The sequence below is a fragment of the Burkholderia aenigmatica genome, from assembly GCF_048627025.1.
Classification (GTDB): domain Bacteria; phylum Pseudomonadota; class Gammaproteobacteria; order Burkholderiales; family Burkholderiaceae; genus Burkholderia; species Burkholderia aenigmatica.
The window spans coordinates 809,671-827,110 of the sequence record NZ_CP184470.1 but is presented as its reverse complement, the minus strand read 5'-3'; the positions used below and the strand labels follow the sequence as shown (position 1 = coordinate 827,110).

Genomic DNA, 17,440 nt, shown 5'->3' with positions numbered 1-17,440 from the left:
GATGCTCCTGTTTTAATCCTTGTGTTCCGTGCTGCCCGCCTGTTGCCGTGCGAGGAGGCTGAAGAGTTCGGGTTCCCATTCGGGGGCCGATGCGTGTTGCATGGCCTGATACGCGCGGGCGCTCAGGCCATCTGCGAGCCAGGTGAGATGGCGGGACCGCAGCAGTTCGGCGGCAATGCTCATGACGTGACAGCGGTGCCGCAGGTCGGTCGCTTCCTGCTGGATCGCTTCCAGTCGGCGCAGCATGGGCTCGATGCCTTCGACGCCGAGCAAGCCGTGTAGCTCGTCACGCACGGCCGCGTAGTCGTGAGCGGCGCCGCTTGACGCGACACCTGCCGCAGCGCCGCTGATCCACGCTTGTGTCTCCCCGTCCACGAACGGACGCCCGTCGGCGAATTCCAGCTTGAGCAGGGCCGGTAGCCGGGTCACGAAGCGCTCGCTCGACTGGCGGATGGCCTCGGCCACCAGCGGCATCTCCAGCCGTCTGGCGATGCCGGCGGCGAGGTAGCTGCCGCGCAGCCAGTACGGAGACGACGTCACGCTGCGTTCGACACGCTGCAACAGGGTGGGGTCGACGCCTCGTGTATCGAGTGCCTTCCCGTAGCTGTCGGCGACATCCGCCGGCACTGCCATCAGCTCCGTCTGCCGGTGCCTGCGAGGTGGTGGTGTATTGGTGAGATGGGCCCACAACGCGAATCGCCGCAGCAGATAACCGGTCGGATCGTAGGCATCCTGCTGGTTGATGATCTCGGCGGCGGCCAACAGTGACTTGCGGCCTTCGCGTTCGTGGCCGGGCGTGGGCAAGACCGGGGTGAAAAATGCATCGGTCAGCACCTCGCCGGATGTCGGCGTAGCGAGCTTGGCGCCCGCCAGCTCCGGTGCGCGCAATGCCTCGGCCTTCTGGCGCAACAGTGCTTCCAGCCTGGTGAGTGTGGGTACGTCGAGCCGGGCGCTTTCGGCACAGCGTTGCAGGCTATCCAGTGCCGCTTGGCCGACCTTGTAGAACTCTTCGCCGTAGCCGGTGCTCTCCAACGTCGCAAGGCTATCGGACAGGCGCTCCAGAAGCTGGTCAACCAGCCGGCGCTTGGCTGGATAGCCGGTGGCGCCGGGGCGCGGATAACTGCTTTCCCAGTAGTGCTCCACCATACCGGCCAGCACACCCGTGGCTTCGGCCCAGCCACGCCAGCTACGCGTGCGAGCGCGCGCGGTCAGCAGGTGCCCGGCGATGCGCAGGTGCTTGCACTGGCTGCGTAGGTAGCCCTGTGCGGCCTCGTCGACGTAAGGCCAGTCGATAGCCGGCTCCTGCAGGGTACCGAGCTTGACCATTTCGTGGTCGATACCCTGGAAGGCGTCGTCCTCCTCGTCGAATACGCCGGCGGGCCATCGAGTGTCCAGCGGTGCCAGCAGAGCATCGAGGTCCAGCGGTGGGGGCAGTTTCACCAGTGACATGCCTCGCGTTGCTGGGCCAGTTGCTCATTGAGTCGGCCGATGTCAAACACCAGCCCGTTGAAGGGGGCATAGTCGCTTTCGATCTCGAGACGCTGCGCCGACCGGGTCAGCGGCCGAAGCTGCTCGACCGCGACCAGGCCGCGCCCCGCATCGGTTACGGTGCCGTCGTCGAGCACTTGCCACGGGCGGTAGTCCGATACGGGGCGACTGTCCAGCAACAGTCGCAGGTTGACGCGATTGACCGGCAATGCCTCGGCGGTCAGCAGTTGCAGGCGGGAGATGTTCTGCAGGCAACTGATGGCGAGATAGGGCCTCGGCGTGGTGCCGCCCAGTGCCGGTGCCGAGATGACGACCTTGTTCTGGCCGGGTAAGCGATCCGGGACGCGCATCAGCAGCAAGCCGGTATCGTCGGCGTCTCGTTTGGCTTCGTTGGCCTGGACCAGAGTGGCAATATCGGGTCGCCTGGTGGTGGCTGGCGGCTTTGGCGCCGCAGCGGGCGCCTGGGTTGCGGGTATGGCCACCATCGATGCTGCCGGGGAGCCTGCCTTGGCATCGAAGCAAGCCAACCGCTCTTGCGGAGACGCGATGGTCGTGCACGTGCGATCGACGCTGACGGTGGTGTGCTCTGGGCCGCAACCGACCAGCGCAGCGGTAGACAACAGTGTCAGATTGAGCCATCTCATCATCGGCCCTCCTCTCCATTCAGGTTCCACTCCTGGCATTTACGGGCCAGTGTGCGTTTGGGTATGCCCAGACTGAGCGCCGCCTCCCGCCGCGACCCGTCAACCTGGCGTAGCCGTTCCCCAACCACAAGGCGCTCGAACCGGATCAACGCGTCTCGCAGGTTGTCGGTGTGCACGAGCTGTTGCAGTGTCGATGTCATGGGGGATGGCGGCGTACTCGATGCCACTGGCAGGTGGTCTCCCAGGTCGGCCAGCAGGTCGCCGCGGATGGGCTTCCCGGGTGTGGTGCGCTCGGCCGCGGCCAACACGAGGCTGCGCAGTTCGCGTACGTTGCCGGGGAATGCGTGTGCCTGCAGACGAGCAAGGGCGCCGGTGGAAATGCCGGTGACGTTGCTCTGGCATTCACGGTTGTACTGGAGCAGCACGTGGGTTACCAACGCGGGGATGTCCTCCGGGCGCTCGCGCAAGGACGGCACGTGAAGCACGCGCTGACGTATCCGGAAATACAGGTCTTCGCGGAAGGCGCCGTCGCGGACCAGCGTCGGCAAGGGGCGGTGGGTGGCGCAGATCAGGCGGAAATCCGAGGCTTGCTCGCGCGTGGCGCCCACGGGCCTGAACTTCTTTTCGTTCAACAGGCGCAGCAGCGTGCCTTGCAGTTCGAGCGGCATGTCACCGATTTCGTCGAGGAACAGCGTGCCGCCATGTGCATCGGCTACGAGGCCGGTTCGCGCCTGAGTGGCACCGGTAAAGGCACCGCGCGTTGCGCCGAACAACTCGGCTTCGATCAGGTCTTTGGGGATTGCGGCGCAGTTCACCGGTACAAAACGCCCTTGCCGGGCCGAGGCCTGATGAATCAGCCAGGCTGTGTGATCCTTGCCTGAACCGGTTTCCCCGGTGATCAGCAACGACAGAGAGGAGTCGGCCAGGCGCAACATGTCGTCACGCAATCGCTGTGCAATGGAGCTGACACCGACGAATTCTGCGGCCAGCAGGCGTGCTGCCCGCGCACGCCCGTGCTCGAGTTCACGCAGCCGGTCGGCGCTTTGTTGTTGCGTCTCGGCAAGATGGGCTCCCGATAATGCCTGCAGGCGGGCCAGCAACGCGTGGTGCAACGTGGTGAGCGCTTGCCAGACTGGGTCCGTATGCCAGGCACGCAAGGCGGCATCGTTGCCGGACAGCGCGAAGATGCCGGCGATTTCATGCTGAGGGCCGACGATCGGCAACACCAGCAGGGCGGCGCGGGCGGCGAGATGCATGCGCAACGCGTCGAAGCCGACACCGACTTCGACCAGTGTGTCCAACTGCGTGATATGGCACGGCCTGGCACTCGTCAGGCAGTACACCAGCGGATTGTCCAGCTCGTGCAGCGATATCGCAGGGAGCACGACGGCGTCAGTCACACGAGCCCGTGCGATGGGAAGAAGGCGGTCCCCGGCGGGTTCACGCCAGTAACAGAGCGCTTGTTCGACGCCGGTGCCGTTGCAGGCGGCGCGCAGCCATGCACCGGCCAGCGACGCCAAGGTGTTCGCTTGCGCCAACTCACGAGCCAGCAGGACGGCTTCCACAGTGTCCATGCCCTGCGTCGCTCAGTGCAGTGCGGCCTGGAAGGCACCGTTCGCCCAGCGCAGTTCCGCGCGCTGGAACGGAGCCCCTTGGGCCTGCTGTTGCAGGACAGCGAGCGACAGCGGCGGTAACAAGTCGCCGTCGATGCTCGCATCAAGCATGCGGGCACCATTCGAGTGTCGCGTGCAGCGCGCACGGAGTTCGGTGCGTGCGCAGGTGCCGATATCCAGGGCGGCGCCGTAGCGTGCGGAGAACTGCTGCTCCAGGCGCTGCAAGCGGCTGTCCACGATGTCGCCGAGGACGTCCTCGTCCAGGTAGCGATAGGGCACCACCTGCATCCGCGCGAGCAGGGCCGGCTTGAAGAAATCGGTCAAGCGCTGGCGCAGGATGTCTGCGTCGAGATCGGACAACGAAGGGTCGTCATGGTCGAAGCCGAGGTTCGAGGTCAGGAAGAACAGGATGTTCTGGCAGTCGATACGGCGGCCTTCGCCGTCGGCCAGTTCGCCCTTGTCGAACGCTTGATAGAACACATTCAGTACCTCTGGATGCGCCTTTTCCACTTCGTCGAGCAATACCACCGAGTAGGGTTGCTTGCGGATGGCCTCGGTCAGTACGCCGCCTTCTCCGTAGCCGATGTATCCGGGCGGCGCGCCCAGCAGGCGCGACACGGTATGTTTTTCCTGGTACTCGGACATATTGATCGCGGTCAGGAACCGTTCTCCACCTAACAAGGCGTCCGCCACGGCCAGTGCCGTCTCGGTCTTGCCGACGCCACTGGGACCGACCAGCAGGTACACCCCCATCGGCGTGCCGGGTCGCCGCAGGTCGGCTACTGCCGTGAGCAAGCGACGGTGCACGGCTTCCAGTGCCGCGTCCTGACCTTTGATTCGGGCACTCAGGGTGACGGGCAGCCGTGCGAGACGCGTAAGCTGATCGCTGTTGATGGTGGTGGCCGGTATACCGGTCCAGTCGGCGATGACCTGCGCGATCTGTTCGGCACCGACGTCGGCGTGCAGCAATGCGCCATCCCGTTGCAGTTCGGCCAGGCGCGTCACCCAGCCCGCCAGCAGCGGCGAAGCGTCTTCTGCCGCTTCCGCGTCGCGACGCAAAGAGACGATCGTATCGACGATGGCCTTTTGTTGTACCCAGGCTTCACGTACTTTCGCGATGCGCTCCTCTACCTGTTGCCGCGCGTCACGCAGCATGTTCAGGCGCTTCGTCGCGGGCGTACGACCCGTCCGCGCATCGCGCGCGAGTTGCTCGGCTTCCACATCGATCTGTCTGAGTTCATTTTCCAGCGCTATCAGGCGACGGGGCGGTTCGGCCAGGGCGGTAGCGACACGGGCGCAGGCGGTATCCAGTACATCGATTGCCTTGTCGGGCAACTGCCGACCGCTCAAGTAACGCGCCGACAAGGCAGCAGCGGCTTGCAGTGCCTCGTCCGCGATATAGACCTTGTGGGCCTGTTCATACACGGAGCGCAAGCCGCGCAGGATGTGCACGGCAGCTTCGGGGCTGGGTTCTTCCAGCTTCACCAGCTGAAAGCGCCGTGCCAGCGCGGGATCCTTCTCGAAGTACTTTTTGTACTCGGACCAGGTCGTGGCGGCGATGGTTCGTAGCGTGCCCCGGGCGAGCGCGGGCTTGAGCAGGTTCGCCGCATCGCTGCCGCCGGCGGCGTTGCCGGCGCCGATCAGCGTATGTGCCTCGTCGATGAACAGGATGATCGGTTGCGCAGAGGTCTGTACTTCGTCGATGACTGCCTTCAGGCGCTTCTCGAACTCGCCCTTGACCGATGCGCCGGCTTGCAGTGCCCCCAGGTCCAGCCCCCAGAGGTGAATGTCGCGCAGGGACTCCGGCACACGCCCCTGTACGATGCGCTGGGCAAGTCCTTCGACGACCGCACTTTTGCCAACGCCCGTATCACCTACCACGATCGGGTTGTTTTTGCGGCGGCGCGACAGGATATCGACCATCAAGTCGATCTCGGCATCACGGCATAGCACTGGATCGATGCGCCCGTCGCGGGCTTGCGCGGTGAAATCATGACCGAACCGGGCGAGTGCACTGTTTTCGCCGCTCGCCCCCTGCCGGTGATCGGCCGGGGCAGCGCTGACCGCCTCCGTCGAAGCGGCCAGCAGCGTATCGAAGCGCTTGCGCAGGGCTTCCCGGTTCACGTTATCGAGCAAGCGAATCGCCGCCAATGGCAGGTAGCGTCCAGGGGTGAGCAAGGCGGCGAGCAGCAAGGCGCCGCTGCGTATCTGCGGCTGCTTGAGTTCCACCGAACTGAGCAGCCAGGCCTCCTGCAACAACTCGACCAGCAATGGCGAGAAGGACGGATACTGGCCATGACCACCGTCCCCGTCGGGGAACGCGGCGGATAAAGCATGCCGTGCGATGTCGGGATCGATTCCCGCATCGCGCAGCACGATGCGCGCATCGCATTGAGGCGCATCCATCAGCTTGAACAACAGGTGAGGTACCGTGACCTCGGCTTCACGTTGCCCGATGCATAAACTGCCCGCTTCTTCCAGGGCATGTCGGCATAACGCATTGAGGCGCTCGAAAAGCGCGGGAAGATCCACCGTGATCATGTAATCAAAATCCCCTGTTTAGGAAAGGCTTTTCTCAAAAAAACAATCCTGATCGCGCGATGAGAAGGAATGGTTCATGCCATCGAGATTCGATGCGGTGAGTGAATTAATATGAGATAAATTTCGGAAAGTGTGCTGCGAATTTACCAAAATAATTGATCTTGGAATCTATTTTTTGGAAAAATTAACTGAAATTTCCGACGTTATTTTTTGTTGAGATGGATTCGAAATTTTATTATGGGTTTGGGGTAAAAATTCAGACTAGTCTTATTCCATAGACCTCATTCCGCGCTTAGTCTCTTGCGTGGCGGCAGGTAGGCTGCCTCATGGGAATCCATGGCGCGACAAGGCAGCGAATTTCATCTTCGTTGATCCTTTCCGTATGCGTGTAACGAGCTCTGGCGATTTGTATGCCGTGGGCTCGTTTCTATTTGCATTGCGCTCATAACAATCGAGCATTCAAGCGGGAGTGACTCATGGCAAAGCAAGGTTCGGTTGCGCCGAAAGAACGCATCAGCATTCGCTACGTTCCGGCAACTGGCGGGGAACACGAGGAAGTCGAGCTTCCCCTGAAATTATTGGTGACAGGGGATTTCAAAGGTCACGAGGACGATATCGCGCTCGAGGACCGCGTCGCAGTGAGCATCGACAAGGACAATTTCAACCAGGTGATGTCCGAATTCGGGCTCGGTCTGGCAATGGATGTGCCGGCCGTGCTCCGGCGCGAGTCAAGCTAGTTGTCGTCTCGGTCATGCTGCCAATGGCTCTATATCGGTCGAGCGCGTATACGTTTTGACGATGCAGTCGCGCTCGGGGTTCAGTGTTACCGCGCCGATAGGCGTCCAGTTCCGGGTGGCGCCCGACCAGCGCCGCGGATTTCGTTCTCGCGCCTGGAGATATACCTCGTGACGGGCGGCAAGGATCGCGGCATCTTCACCCGCATGACGCTGGGCGGGACTGACGTAGCGGATGCCACTGTGCCGGTGATCATGGTTGTACCAATGCACGAAGTGCGAAGCCCAGCGGCGAGCCTCATCGAGGTTGGCAAAGCCCTTGTCGGGGAACTCGGGGCGGTACTTCGCCGTGCGGAACAGGCTTTCGACGTAGGCGTTGTCATCGCTCACGCGCGGGCGCGAGTACGAAGGCTTGACACCCAGCCAGTTCAACATCGCCAGGACAGTCGTGGCTTTGAGGGTCGAGCCATTGTCGCCGTGCAGCACCGGCCTGGTCGCCATGGCATGGATGCCTTCGGCCAGCGCCGTACGCTTGACCAGATGCGCCGCATGGTCGGCGTCGTCACTGTCGTGCACTTCGAAGCCCACGATCTTCCGGCTGTACACGTCCAGAATCAGGTACAAATAAAACCAGCGCCCCACGATCTCGGCAGGCAAGTACGTCATGTCCCAACACCACAGCTGGCGCGGTGCAGTGGCGATATGCGTGGTTGGCGGGCGGCTCTTGCGCGGTGCCTTGGCGCGGCCCCGGTGCTGGTTCTGCCCATGCTCGCGCAGTACGCGCTGGAAGCTCGATTCGCTGGCCAGATACACGCCTTCGTCGGCCAGCATCGGGACGATGCGCGCCGGGGGCATGTCGGCAAAGCGCGGCTCGTTGGCCACCTGCAGAATCTGCTCGCGCTCGGTGGGTGTCAGCGCGTGGGCCGGTGTCGGCCGCACCGCGCCGGGTCTGCCATCACCCGATACGAGCCCATGGTTGGCCTTCCAGCGCTGCAGGCTGCGCTCGTCGATGCCGGCGACCTCACAGGCCTGCGCCAGCCGCGCACCGGCCTGTTGAGCCGCTTCAATGTCCTGGGCCAGGGTCTGGCGATCTTCGAGCCCGATCATTCGTCCTCGCTTCTGTTCTTGTTGAAGATCGCCTCGACTTTTTTTGACAGCACCAGCAGCGCTGCCGTCTCAGCCAGCGCTTTGTCCTTGCGGCGCAGCTCGCGCTCGAGTTCCTTGATGCGCCGACGGTCTTCCTTGGTCTGCTGCGGGCTGGCGCGCTTCTCCGCGGGTTCGGCAAGCGCTTGCGTTGCGCTGTCACGCCATTGCTGTAGTTGCTGTGGATACACGCCGTGTTCGCGGCACCAGGCGCTGCGGGTGGCCTCGTCCATGGCTGCCGTGGTAATGACTGCCTCCAGCCGAGCCGCTGCCGTCCAGCTGCGTTCTCGCGCCGGCTTGGCCAGTTCCTCACCGCGCCAGCGTTCCAACGTATCTGTGCTCACCCCAATCTCCCGAGCCACCACCTCCAGCGGGGCGCTCTCCGGCGGCAGCAACCGCGCCACCGCTCTGTCCTTAAAACCTTGTCCGTATCGAGCCAACTTGTTCTCTCATCATCGCCCCCTTGTTGCGGAAATCGGTGGCAAGGGGGCCGTCGCCTTCGGCGACGGCAACCCACCACCATCTACGAAACTTGAATTCAGGAAAGATTCAAGTTTCTATCGGGGCGACAACTATTTTGCCGCGGGGGGGCTCGAAGAGGGAGGCGAGAGTGACACCTTGCGCCTCGATCTGAAGTTCAAGGCGATCGAGGACTTCGGTCCCGATGCAATTGCCCGGCAGGTGCCGGAGCTGCGCAAGTTGCTTGAATTGCGGGAGGCGCTGGTGGCGCTGAAGGGGCCGATGGGCAACATCCCGGCGTTCCGCAAGCAACTGCAGGCGACGCTGGGTGACGAGGCGTCCCGCGGTCAACTCGCCAAGGAGCTGGAGCAATTGCTGGGGGATGAGCAGGCCTGACGGCCGATGGCTCCTCCTCTCCCTCCACGAAAAGGACATCACGATGACAAAAGTACAATCCGCCGCCCACGCGCAGCAGACGGCACCCCAGGAAGGCCTGCTGGCCCAGATCATGGCGCAGACCCGTCTGCAGCCTGCCCAGGAGGGGTACGCCGTTGCCGAACGCGGCGTAGCTGCCTTCATCTCGGAGATGCTCAAGACCGATGCGCGCGAGCAACCGATCAACAAGCAGTTGGTCGATCAGATGATCGCGCAGATCGACGCCAGGCTCGGCAAGCAGATGGACGCCATCCTGCATCAGCCTGAGCTGCAGGAGCTCGAGTCGGCCTGGCGCGGCCTCAAGATGCTGGTGGATCGTACGGATTTCCGCGAGAACATCCTCATTGACGTTTTCCAGGCAACCAAGCGTGAGTTGCTGGAGGACTTCGAGAGCGCCGCGGACATTACCCGCAGTGGTTTTTACAAGCATGTATATACGGCGGGCTACGGGCAGTTCGGCGGCAAGCCGATCGGTTGCATGGTCAGCAACTACACGTTCGGCCCGTCCGCGCCGGACATCAAGCTGCTCAGCTACGTCGCGGCGCTGGGCGCGATGGCGCATGCGCCGTTCCTCGGTGCAGCCGGCCCCGAAATGCTCAACCTGGAATCGTTCCAGGACATCCCGAATCTCAAGGAAGTCAGAGACATCTTCGAAGGTCCGCGCTTCGCCAAATGGCGAGGCCTGCGCGAATCCGAAGACGCGCGCTACCTCGGCCTGACCATGCCGCGCTTTCTGTTGCGCCAGCCCTACGATCCGCTGGAAAACCCGGTGCGCAGCTTCGCCTACCGCGAGACCATCGACGGCCAGCATGCCAGCTACCTGTGGGGTAACACTTCATACCTGCTGGCCAGCCGCATCACCGACAGTTTCGCCAAGTATCGCTGGTGCCCGAACATCATCGGTCCACAGTCCGGTGGCACGGTGGACGAATTGCCGGTTCACCTGTATGAGTCGCTCGGGCAGTTGCAGGCCAAGATTCCGACCGAGGTGCTGATTTCCGATCGCAAGGAGTTCGAGTTGTCGGCGGAGGGATTTATCCCGTTGACGATGCGCAAGGACAGCGATAACGCCGCGTTCTTCTCGGCCAACTCGGTGCAGAAGCCCAAGGTGTTCCCGAACACGCCCGAGGGTCAGGCCGCGCAGACCAACTACATGCTCGGTACGCAATTGCCCTACATGTTCATCCCGAATCGGCTGGCGCACTACATCAAGGTGCTGCAACGCGAGCAGATCGGCAGCTGGAAGGAGCGCCAGGACCTGGAGCGCGAACTCAACAACTGGCTGCGCCAATACATCGCGGATCAGGAAAGCCCCACCTCCGATGTGCGTAGCCGCCGTCCGCTGCGGGCCGCCAAGGTCGTCGTACAGGACGTGGCAGGTAACCCTGGCTGGTACCAGGTGGCGCTGTCCTTGCGGCCTCACTTCAAGTACATGGGTGCCAGCTTCGATCTGTCGCTGGTCGGTCGGCTCGACAAGGAATGAAGGAGGGCTTGACGCATGCCGCGCTCACCGGGCCAGGGAAGCCTGTTTGACCGTCTTGACCCGGACCTGCCGCCACGCCGTCAGCGTATGCGGCAGGAGCTGGCCGCCGAGCGTGTCCAAGCGATCAAGCGCCATCTCGAACGCATTCTCAATAGCCGCCAGGGAGGCTCGCAGAGCAGCCCTGGGTTCGGTCTACAAGATCTGAACGATGCGGCGGCCAGCCAGACGGACCTGCGTCATCAGGTCTGTCTGGATGTCCGTGCGGCGGTCGCTGCCTATGAGCCGCGCGTGCAAGTGCTGGACGTTTGTCCCGTCGCCTTGCAGGGGCAGCCCGGTGGCCTGCATTTTCGGTTGCACTGTCTGGTCCCGCTCAACGATACCGCGGAGGCCGTGGAGATCGACCTGCTTGTCCAGCACCGGGAACGCTGGATCAACGTGAAGTAGCGGAGACCTGATGCCACTGAAGCGAAAGTTCCGCGAAGAGCTGGACTACATGCGCCGTCTCGGGCGGGTGTTTGCGCGCAACAACCCCCAACTTGCCCGATATCTGGGCGAGGAGGCAACCGACCCCGATGTCGAGCGGCTGATGGAGGGTTTTGCGTTCCTCACAGCCAAGCTTCGGCTGAAGATCGATGACGATCTCCCGGAGCTGACCCACCCGCTGCTGCAATTGCTGTGGCCGAACTATCTGCGCCCGTTGCCCAGCGCCACCATCATGCAATTCCGGCCGATGGATCGTGCCATCACGGAGCGGCACGTGATCCGGCGCGGGACACGCACGCGCGCCCGCGATGTCGACGGCATCGCCTGCGAATATCGCACCTGCGCGGATGTCGCCATCTATCCGTTGCAGATCGATGAGGTCAACGACGCGCACTCGTTGGAGAAGTCGATCGTCCGCGTGGAGTTGTCCACCCTCAGCCAGAATCCTCCCAGCACCTACGATTGCGATCAGCTCGACTTCTACCTGAGCGGGGATGACTATACCGCGCTGACGCTCTACCTGTGGCTGGCCAAATACCTGGGCGAGATTCGTCTCGAATACGACGGGACGGTGAGGCATATCCCGGCTGGCCAGGTGCTGTTTCATGGCTTCGATCTGGATCAGGCGTTGCTGCCTTATCCAAAGAATGCGATGGACGGCTATCGCATCTTGCAGGAGTACTTCCAGTTTCCGCGCAGGTTCTTCTTCTTCGGAATCCGGGGGCTGCGCTCGCTCTGGCCCACCGAGCAAACAGGACGCGTTCGCATCGAGTTCCACTTTACCCGGCCGATGCCCGAGGACGTGCGCATCCGCACGAATGACCTGGCGCTGTACTGCGCGCCTGCGGTGAACCTGTTCGAGCACGAAGCAGAGCCGGTTCGGCTGACCGGCAAGGCCCTGGACTATCGGCTTGTGCCGGCGGGGCAACGGAAAGATGCCTATGAGATCTTCAGTATTGACCGTGTCGATGGCTGGAAGGATGAGGGGAGTGGCAGGCCCGGCGAATGGCTGCGTACCTACCAGCCTTTCGAGTCGCTACGTCATCAGATCGATTACGAACGTGGTCGCGTCACGCTCTACTACCGCACCCGCATCGACCCGTCGCTGACCGTCGCCGGCGTGGAGCACCGCGTATCGTTCGTGCGTGGTGACGAGCACCACTACGTCGGCCGCGATGAAACTGTTTCGCTGACGCTGACCTGTACCAATCGTGATCTGCCGCTGGCTTTGGGGGCTGGCGACGTGTGTATTCCCACGCCCGACACGCCGACCTTCGTCGCTTGCCGCAACCTCTTGGCGCCGACGCCGTCGTATCGACCCGTGCTGGACGGAAACCTGCAGTGGCGGCTCATCTCCAATCTCTCGCCTACCTATCTGTCGCTGCTGTCTGCCGAACCGTTGAAGGCCATCATCGCCGCGTATGACTTCGCTGCGCACCATGACATTCAGCGGCGGCGCGCCACGCAGAAGCGGCTGGACGCGCTGCAGGAGATTGTGACTGCGCCGATCGATCGGATGTTCCAGGCGTTGCCCATCCGCGGCATTCGCAGCGTCGTCAAGCTCGACCAGGATGGATTCGTCTGCGAAGGCGATCTCTACCTGTTCGGCACCGTGCTGAGCCATTTTCTTGCGCTATACAGCAGCATTTCGTCCTTCCACGTGCTGGAAGCGATCAATACCACCAATCAGGAGCACTACGCATGGCCCATGCGAAGCGGGACTCAAGCCCTGATCTGATCGACGCGCTGCTGGGCGAAGGCCGCGGGCACGATTTCTTCGTTTTGCTGGAGCGGCTGCACACGTTGCTCGGCGACAACCTGGAGGCGCCGGACAGCGACGAGCCCGAGCGGCAGCGTATTCGGCTGAGCAACTACGCCGGTCTGGGCTTCCCGGCCTCGGACGTGTCTTGGGCCGAGCGTCTGTTGCATGGCGATCCGCACCAGTATGAAGTGCAGGCTACCTTCTTCGGCATGCATGGGCCCGACTCGCCGTTGCCGTCCCATTACGTCGAGCGGCTGGCATACGAGGCAGGGCAGGGTATCGGTATTCGGCCGGCCTTCTTCGACGTCTTCCATCACCGTCTGCTGACGCTGCTGCATCAGGCCTGGCGGAAGTATCGGCACTACATCCGCTTCCGCCCGGGCGCGAGCGACCCGCTCTCGCAACGCTTGTTCGCCTTGATCGGCCTGGAAAACACCACTATTCGCGGCGCGACTCCCATTGCGTGGAGTCGCCTGCTCAGCTTTGCCGGTGCCGTAGTACATCGCAGCCGCTCGCCCGCGATGGTCGCGGGCCTGATCGCGCATTGCTTCGATCTCGACGACGTCGCGATCCGGGATTTCGAGCTGCGCTACACCGACATCGATCCGGACGACCGCGTCCAGCTCGGTTGTCTCAACGGCATGCTCGGCGAGAGTTTCCGAGTGGGCGACAGCGTACGCACGCGTCACGGCAAATTCACCATCGTCATTGCGAACCTCAGTCAGGCGCGGTTTCGTGAATTCCTCCCGCGTGGGGAAGACTTCGAGCGCCTGCGCCAGCTGGTCGCGTTCTTGCTGCGTGACCAGACCCCGTGCGACCTCGAACTGGCGCTCGGGGAAAACGAGATCACATCTTTCAACTTCGTGGGCGACATCGGCACCGAACTCGGCTGGACCAGCTTTCTGGAGCAGCCGGCCCTGCGCAAGCCGCCCCGCGTTCGACTTACGGTATGCGCATGAATCCGGAGACCACTTCATCCCGCCTTGCGTTGGTAGTGAGCAACCCACAGGCCCTGCAGCAAGGCACCCCGCCTCGGCGCAGTTTCGACAAGGAGGGCGGCACTATCGGTTCGCAGGGCACCAGCTGGGTGCTCCACGACCGTGCCGGCCGAGTGCGGTCGCTGCACTGCGAGATTCGCTTCGAGGATGACGGCTACCTCATCATCGATCGTAGCGGTGAAACTCGCCTCAACGACCAGACTCGCCCGTTGGGGCTGCATGCCAGCGCGCGCTTGCGTAATGCTGACACCTTGTACGTCGGCCCTTACCGTCTGTCTGTCCATCTGAACGGCGACGATCATGCGCTGCCGGACCCGTCCCGCGTGCTGGCCCAGCACGACGTGGCGGAATTGCTGCAGTCGCCCGATGACAATCTGGACGGCCTGCCCGCTGTCCCGCCCGAGCAGGATCACTTCTCCGAGTTCAGCAATCCTGACTGGGCAGCGTTTCAGGCCCTGAGTGAGCCAGCGCCGCCGGAAGGCGAGCGCGATCCACTGCGAGCGCTCGACCTTGCCACCGCTCACGGTGCGGGCAGCACGCTGCAAACGTCGCTCGACTCTCACCACTACGGGGCGACGGTGCTGGCTGCGCAGGCCGATGTTGCCACCACGACGCTGGAAGCCTTCCACGGAAGCCCAGTTCATGTCTCAGGAGCCCCCATCATGTCGGAACAAGATCGCGTCGACCCCGCCGCCCGCGAATGGCTACACATCCAGCAGGTGAACGGCCACGACGCCGCCGGCCTGGTCAATCCTCTGGTGGAGGGTCTCGGCGCACCGGTAGGTGCGCTGGACGGCCAGGCCGCCTACGCGTTGCTTTACGAGGCGGGCCGCAGCCTCAGTGCGGTCATCCGCGGCTTGAGTGAGTTGCATGGCGGTGCGCCCGGGCATACCCAAGGCCAAGCCTTTGCTGCGCGTACGCTGCAACCCATCGAGGACAACCCACTGCGCCTGGGGCAGACTTACCCGGACACCGTACGCGCGATGTTCGCGGCCAACCGCAGCCTTGTGCACCTGTCGCCCGCAGCAGCGATTGAAGAGTCCCTGGAGCAACTGCAGCGTCAGCAGCGCGCCACGCGTCAGGCAATTACCGCAGGCCTTAGTGCGCTGCTGCAGGCGTTTTCACCTGAGCAGCTGCAACGACGTTTCGCTCGCTACAGTCCGCCGCAAGCCGGCCAGTCGAACAATGGCGGCTGGCCGTGGCAGATGTACGGCCACTACTATGAAGAACTCGTGTCCAGTCGCCAGCAGGGTTTCGACAAACTGTTCTGGGAAGTCTTCGAGCAGGCCTACGACCAGGCCATGCGTGCGGAGGCGCAATGAAGCGAGCCCTCGCGCTCGCGCTTGCCGGCATGGTGCTCGCCGGGTGCTCCTCCGTGGGCAATGTAGTCAAAAAGACGGGGCAGGTGCTGATGGATCCGTCCATCCCGGTGGGTGCGCCGGATGATCAGCCGACCCGAGTCTCGCTCAGCCTGTACGCCGGAACCGACGTTAATCCCAATCCGGTCAGCGCGCCGCCTGTCGAAGACACCAAGGCCATCGGCCCCATTGACACCCTGGCTACGGATGGATCGTTTGCCATCAGCTTTAGTGGCACGAGCAAGGACGAAGTCATCAGCGGCTTGCGCACTTTACTCGATCGTCTCGATGACGACGTGACCGCTACGCCACCGGTGTCCACGACCCGGGGCCGTCGCACATCCGTCCGGCTGCCGGTCGAGGAGGGCCACCCGCCGCTCCCCGACAACAAGACACCATCCGCCACCCGGCGGGTCGCCGCGGTCGCCAATCCGCCGCTCCCGCCGCTCCCGCCGCATTGGCCCGGTCACCGCTACCTGGCTGCTGACATGCTCGTTGGCGAGCCCGGTGAAGCGCCGAATCTCGGCCAATATCGCAAGAGCGTCAGCCTGCCCGAGGCCGTCGCGCCGGCGCCGGCTACGACTACGGCCGCGACACCGATATCTTTCCGCGTGATCCAGCTCAAGGACGACGCCATGCTGGTGAACGGCAGCCTCGAACTCATTCAGCGCGATCCGAAGAAGGCCCTGGGTAGCACCTTCCTGGCGGTGGACGACTACATCCTTGCGCCCGGCCAGTTCAAGTTCATCGAGTTCAGTCCGATCGAGGACAAAACCCGCTATCTGGCCGTAGTGGCCAATTTCCACGATCCCAGCGCGAACCGCAGCTACGACGTCTATCGGCTCGAATCGCGCGGGCGCAAGTACGCGCTGCTGATCACGCTGCAGGATACCCGCGTCGCCATTACCGACGAGGCCTATCGTCCGCCCCGATCGGCGGCGCCCACATCGAGCAAGAAACCATGACTACCCGTAATCCCGTCGTCTGGAACGAAGGGCTGTTCGTCAAACCGCAGCATTTCCAGCAGACCAGCCGCTTCCTCGAACACTACGTCAATTTGCGCGCCGGTAGCAGATACGCGTATGGCTTTGCGGAGCTGGAATTGAACCAGGATTTTCTCGCCTTCGGCAAGATCGCCATCGTCCGTGCGCGCGGCATCATGCCTGACGGTACCGCGTTCGACATTCCGCATGACCAGCCGCCGCCCGAGCCGCTGGCGATCTCCGACGCCACGGCAGCCAACCAGACCGTCCATCTCACCTTGCCGCTGCGCTCGGACGGAGTGGCCGAAGTCCGTTGGCCGGATACCCTCGGCAACGCGCGCTATGTGCTGCGCAGCGAGGATGTGCGCGACACGCACAGCCACCAGGGAAATCACGTCTCCGTGGGGCTCGCCGTACCGAACCTGCAACTGGCGCTCGAGCGGGACGATCGCAGCGCATTCACCGGTCTGGCGTTGGGCCGCATTCTCGACCGGCGCCCCGATGGCAGTCTGCTGATGGACGACAGTTTCTACGTCACTGGCATCCAGTTGCGCGCCATCCGCCAGTTGACTCATTTCATCGAGGAAATCGCCACCTTGATGCATGAGCGAGCCAAAAGCATCGCCGAGCGCATCGGCTCGCCTGGCCAGGCCGGCGTGGCCGACGTCACCGATTTCAATCTGCTGCAGGCGCTCAATCGCTGGCATCACCTGTTTCGTCATCTGGCGCGCGACCCGGACGTTCGTCCGCTCGACGCCTATCTGGCCTGCGGCCAGGCCTGCGGCGAGCTCGTGACCTTCACCGACGAAGCGCGCGTACCGCCAGAATTTCCGGCCTATCAGCACGACAATCCGCAAGCCACCTTCCGGCTGCTGCAGGAAACCCTGCGCCGCGTGCTCACCACCGTGCTGCAGCCGCGGGCCGTGTCGTTGCCGCTAACCAGACAAGCTCATGGCGTGCTCACTGCCCAGGTCAACGACCCGAGTCTGATGCAGAGCGCCGATTTCATCCTGGCGGTACGTGCGCGCATGCCGCTGGAGCAGATGCGTCAACTCTTCCTCCAACAGGCCAAGGTGGCCTCGCAGCAGACCTTGCTCGAACTCATTCGCCTGCAACTACCCGGTATCCCGCTCAACCCGTTGCCGGTGGCACCCCGATACCTGCCATTCCATGCCGGCTTCACTTACTTCCAGCTCGATCGCACCCATCCGAACTGGCAGCGGCTGATGCAGAAGGGCGCCAACGGCTTCGGCTTCCACATCACTGGCGATTTCCCCGAACTGGAGCTGCAGTTCTGGGCTATTCGGAGTCAATGA

General features: G+C 63.2%; 14 protein-coding genes. 9 read left to right on the top strand and 5 right to left on the bottom strand.

Translation table 11 applies throughout. The features are described 5' to 3' along the window. Positions 1–12 precede the first annotated feature (12 nt). From tssA to tssH, 4 genes are read right to left on the bottom strand one after another with little or no spacing between them, the layout of a single operon-like run. The gene (tssA, locus tag ACN8ZM_RS36135) at positions 13–1,449 is read right to left on the bottom strand and encodes a type VI secretion system protein TssA (RefSeq protein ID WP_420212829.1); all 1,437 of its coding nucleotides are present in this window, start codon (positions 1,447–1,449) and stop codon (positions 13–15) included. After that, on the bottom strand, positions 1,437–2,135 hold the full coding sequence (gene vasI / locus ACN8ZM_RS36130; RefSeq protein WP_420212828.1) for a type VI secretion system-associated protein VasI: 699 nt from the start codon (positions 2,133–2,135) through the stop codon (positions 1,437–1,439). The genes tssA and vasI overlap by 13 nt, the downstream gene beginning before the upstream one ends. Beyond that, a complete protein-coding gene (locus tag ACN8ZM_RS36125; protein ID WP_420212827.1) occupies positions 2,132–3,706 on the bottom strand; it encodes a sigma 54-interacting transcriptional regulator in 1,575 nt (524 codons plus the stop codon). Before ACN8ZM_RS36125 ends, vasI begins: the two co-directional genes overlap by 4 nt. A gap of 12 nt (positions 3,707–3,718) precedes the next feature. Further along, positions 3,719–6,286, bottom strand: a complete 2,568-nt coding sequence (gene tssH / locus ACN8ZM_RS36120) for a type VI secretion system ATPase TssH (RefSeq protein ID WP_420212826.1) — start codon at positions 6,284–6,286, stop codon at positions 3,719–3,721. A 476-nt stretch (positions 6,287–6,762) separates the two neighbouring features. Here tssH and ACN8ZM_RS36115 point away from each other — a divergent pair, with 476 nt between their 5' ends. Then, a complete protein-coding gene (locus tag ACN8ZM_RS36115; protein WP_420212825.1) occupies positions 6,763–7,023 on the top strand; it encodes a type VI secretion system contractile sheath small subunit in 261 nt (86 codons plus the stop codon). Between the two features lie 12 nt (positions 7,024–7,035). On the opposite strand, the gene ACN8ZM_RS36110 is transcribed toward ACN8ZM_RS36115, so the two are convergent. Further along, positions 7,036–8,603 (bottom strand): IS3 family transposase gene (locus ACN8ZM_RS36110; RefSeq protein ID WP_089454866.1). Its coding sequence is split into 2 segments (ribosomal slippage): positions 7,036–8,165 and positions 8,165–8,603, totalling 1,569 coding nucleotides; the frame shifts between segments, so codons are not numbered across the junction. 1 nt (position 8,604) lies between these two features. On the opposite strand from ACN8ZM_RS36110, the gene ACN8ZM_RS36105 reads away from it, so the two are divergent. The 8 genes from ACN8ZM_RS36105 to tssK are packed head-to-tail and all read left to right on the top strand — an operon-like array spanning position 8,605 to position 17,440. Next, on the top strand, positions 8,605–9,018 hold the full coding sequence (locus ACN8ZM_RS36105) for a type VI secretion system contractile sheath small subunit (RefSeq protein ID WP_420212824.1): 414 nt from the start codon (positions 8,605–8,607) through the stop codon (positions 9,016–9,018). 43 nt (positions 9,019–9,061) lie between these two features. Continuing rightward, entirely contained in the window at positions 9,062–10,540 is a 1,479-nt protein-coding gene (tssC, locus tag ACN8ZM_RS36100; RefSeq protein ID WP_420212823.1) for a type VI secretion system contractile sheath large subunit, read from the top strand. 15 nt (positions 10,541–10,555) lie between these two features. Then, positions 10,556–10,984: a type VI secretion system baseplate subunit TssE gene (gene tssE / locus ACN8ZM_RS36095; RefSeq protein WP_089454735.1), complete on the top strand. Its 429-nt coding sequence runs from the start codon at positions 10,556–10,558 to the stop codon at positions 10,982–10,984. Positions 10,985–10,994: 10 nt separating this feature from the next. After that, entirely contained in the window at positions 10,995–12,761 is a 1,767-nt protein-coding gene (gene tssF, locus ACN8ZM_RS36090; RefSeq protein WP_420212822.1) for a type VI secretion system baseplate subunit TssF, read from the top strand. After that, entirely contained in the window at positions 12,725–13,744 is a 1,020-nt protein-coding gene (gene tssG / locus ACN8ZM_RS36085; RefSeq protein ID WP_420212821.1) for a type VI secretion system baseplate subunit TssG, read from the top strand. Before tssF ends, tssG begins: the two co-directional genes overlap by 37 nt. Then, positions 13,741–15,105: a type VI secretion system-associated FHA domain protein TagH gene (gene tagH, locus ACN8ZM_RS36080; RefSeq protein WP_420212820.1), complete on the top strand. Its 1,365-nt coding sequence runs from the start codon at positions 13,741–13,743 to the stop codon at positions 15,103–15,105. The genes tssG and tagH overlap by 4 nt, the downstream gene beginning before the upstream one ends. Continuing rightward, positions 15,102–16,106, top strand: coding sequence for a type VI secretion system lipoprotein TssJ (gene tssJ, locus ACN8ZM_RS36075; protein WP_420212819.1), 1,005 nt, complete (start codon positions 15,102–15,104; stop codon positions 16,104–16,106). Before tagH ends, tssJ begins: the two co-directional genes overlap by 4 nt. After that, positions 16,103–17,440 carry a type VI secretion system baseplate subunit TssK gene (gene tssK, locus ACN8ZM_RS36070; RefSeq protein ID WP_205821606.1) on the top strand — a complete coding sequence of 446 codons (1,338 nt, stop codon included), beginning with the start codon at positions 16,103–16,105 and terminating at the stop codon, positions 17,438–17,440. The genes tssJ and tssK overlap by 4 nt, the downstream gene beginning before the upstream one ends.

What these genes read in the sequence shown, in the direction of transcription:
- tssA (WP_420212829.1), bottom strand. Translation starts at nt 1,449, where the DNA reads ATGTCACTGGTGAAACTGCCCCCACCGCTGGACCTCGATGCTCTGCTG.
- vasI (WP_420212828.1), bottom strand. Translation starts at nt 2,135, where the DNA reads ATGATGAGATGGCTCAATCTGACACTGTTGTCTACCGCTGCGCTGGTC.
- ACN8ZM_RS36125 (WP_420212827.1), bottom strand. Translation starts at nt 3,706, where the DNA reads ATGGACACTGTGGAAGCCGTCCTGCTGGCTCGTGAGTTGGCGCAAGCG.
- tssH (WP_420212826.1), bottom strand. Translation starts at nt 6,286, where the DNA reads ATGATCACGGTGGATCTTCCCGCGCTTTTCGAGCGCCTCAATGCGTTA.
- ACN8ZM_RS36115 (WP_420212825.1), top strand. Translation starts at nt 6,763, where the DNA reads ATGGCAAAGCAAGGTTCGGTTGCGCCGAAAGAACGCATCAGCATTCGC.
- tssC (WP_420212823.1), top strand. Translation starts at nt 9,062, where the DNA reads ATGACAAAAGTACAATCCGCCGCCCACGCGCAGCAGACGGCACCCCAG.
- tssE (WP_089454735.1), top strand. Translation starts at nt 10,556, where the DNA reads ATGCCGCGCTCACCGGGCCAGGGAAGCCTGTTTGACCGTCTTGACCCG.
- tssF (WP_420212822.1), top strand. Translation starts at nt 10,995, where the DNA reads ATGCCACTGAAGCGAAAGTTCCGCGAAGAGCTGGACTACATGCGCCGT.
- tssG (WP_420212821.1), top strand. Translation starts at nt 12,725, where the DNA reads ATGGCCCATGCGAAGCGGGACTCAAGCCCTGATCTGATCGACGCGCTG.
- tagH (WP_420212820.1), top strand. Translation starts at nt 13,741, where the DNA reads ATGAATCCGGAGACCACTTCATCCCGCCTTGCGTTGGTAGTGAGCAAC.
- tssJ (WP_420212819.1), top strand. Translation starts at nt 15,102, where the DNA reads ATGAAGCGAGCCCTCGCGCTCGCGCTTGCCGGCATGGTGCTCGCCGGG.
- tssK (WP_205821606.1), top strand. Translation starts at nt 16,103, where the DNA reads ATGACTACCCGTAATCCCGTCGTCTGGAACGAAGGGCTGTTCGTCAAA.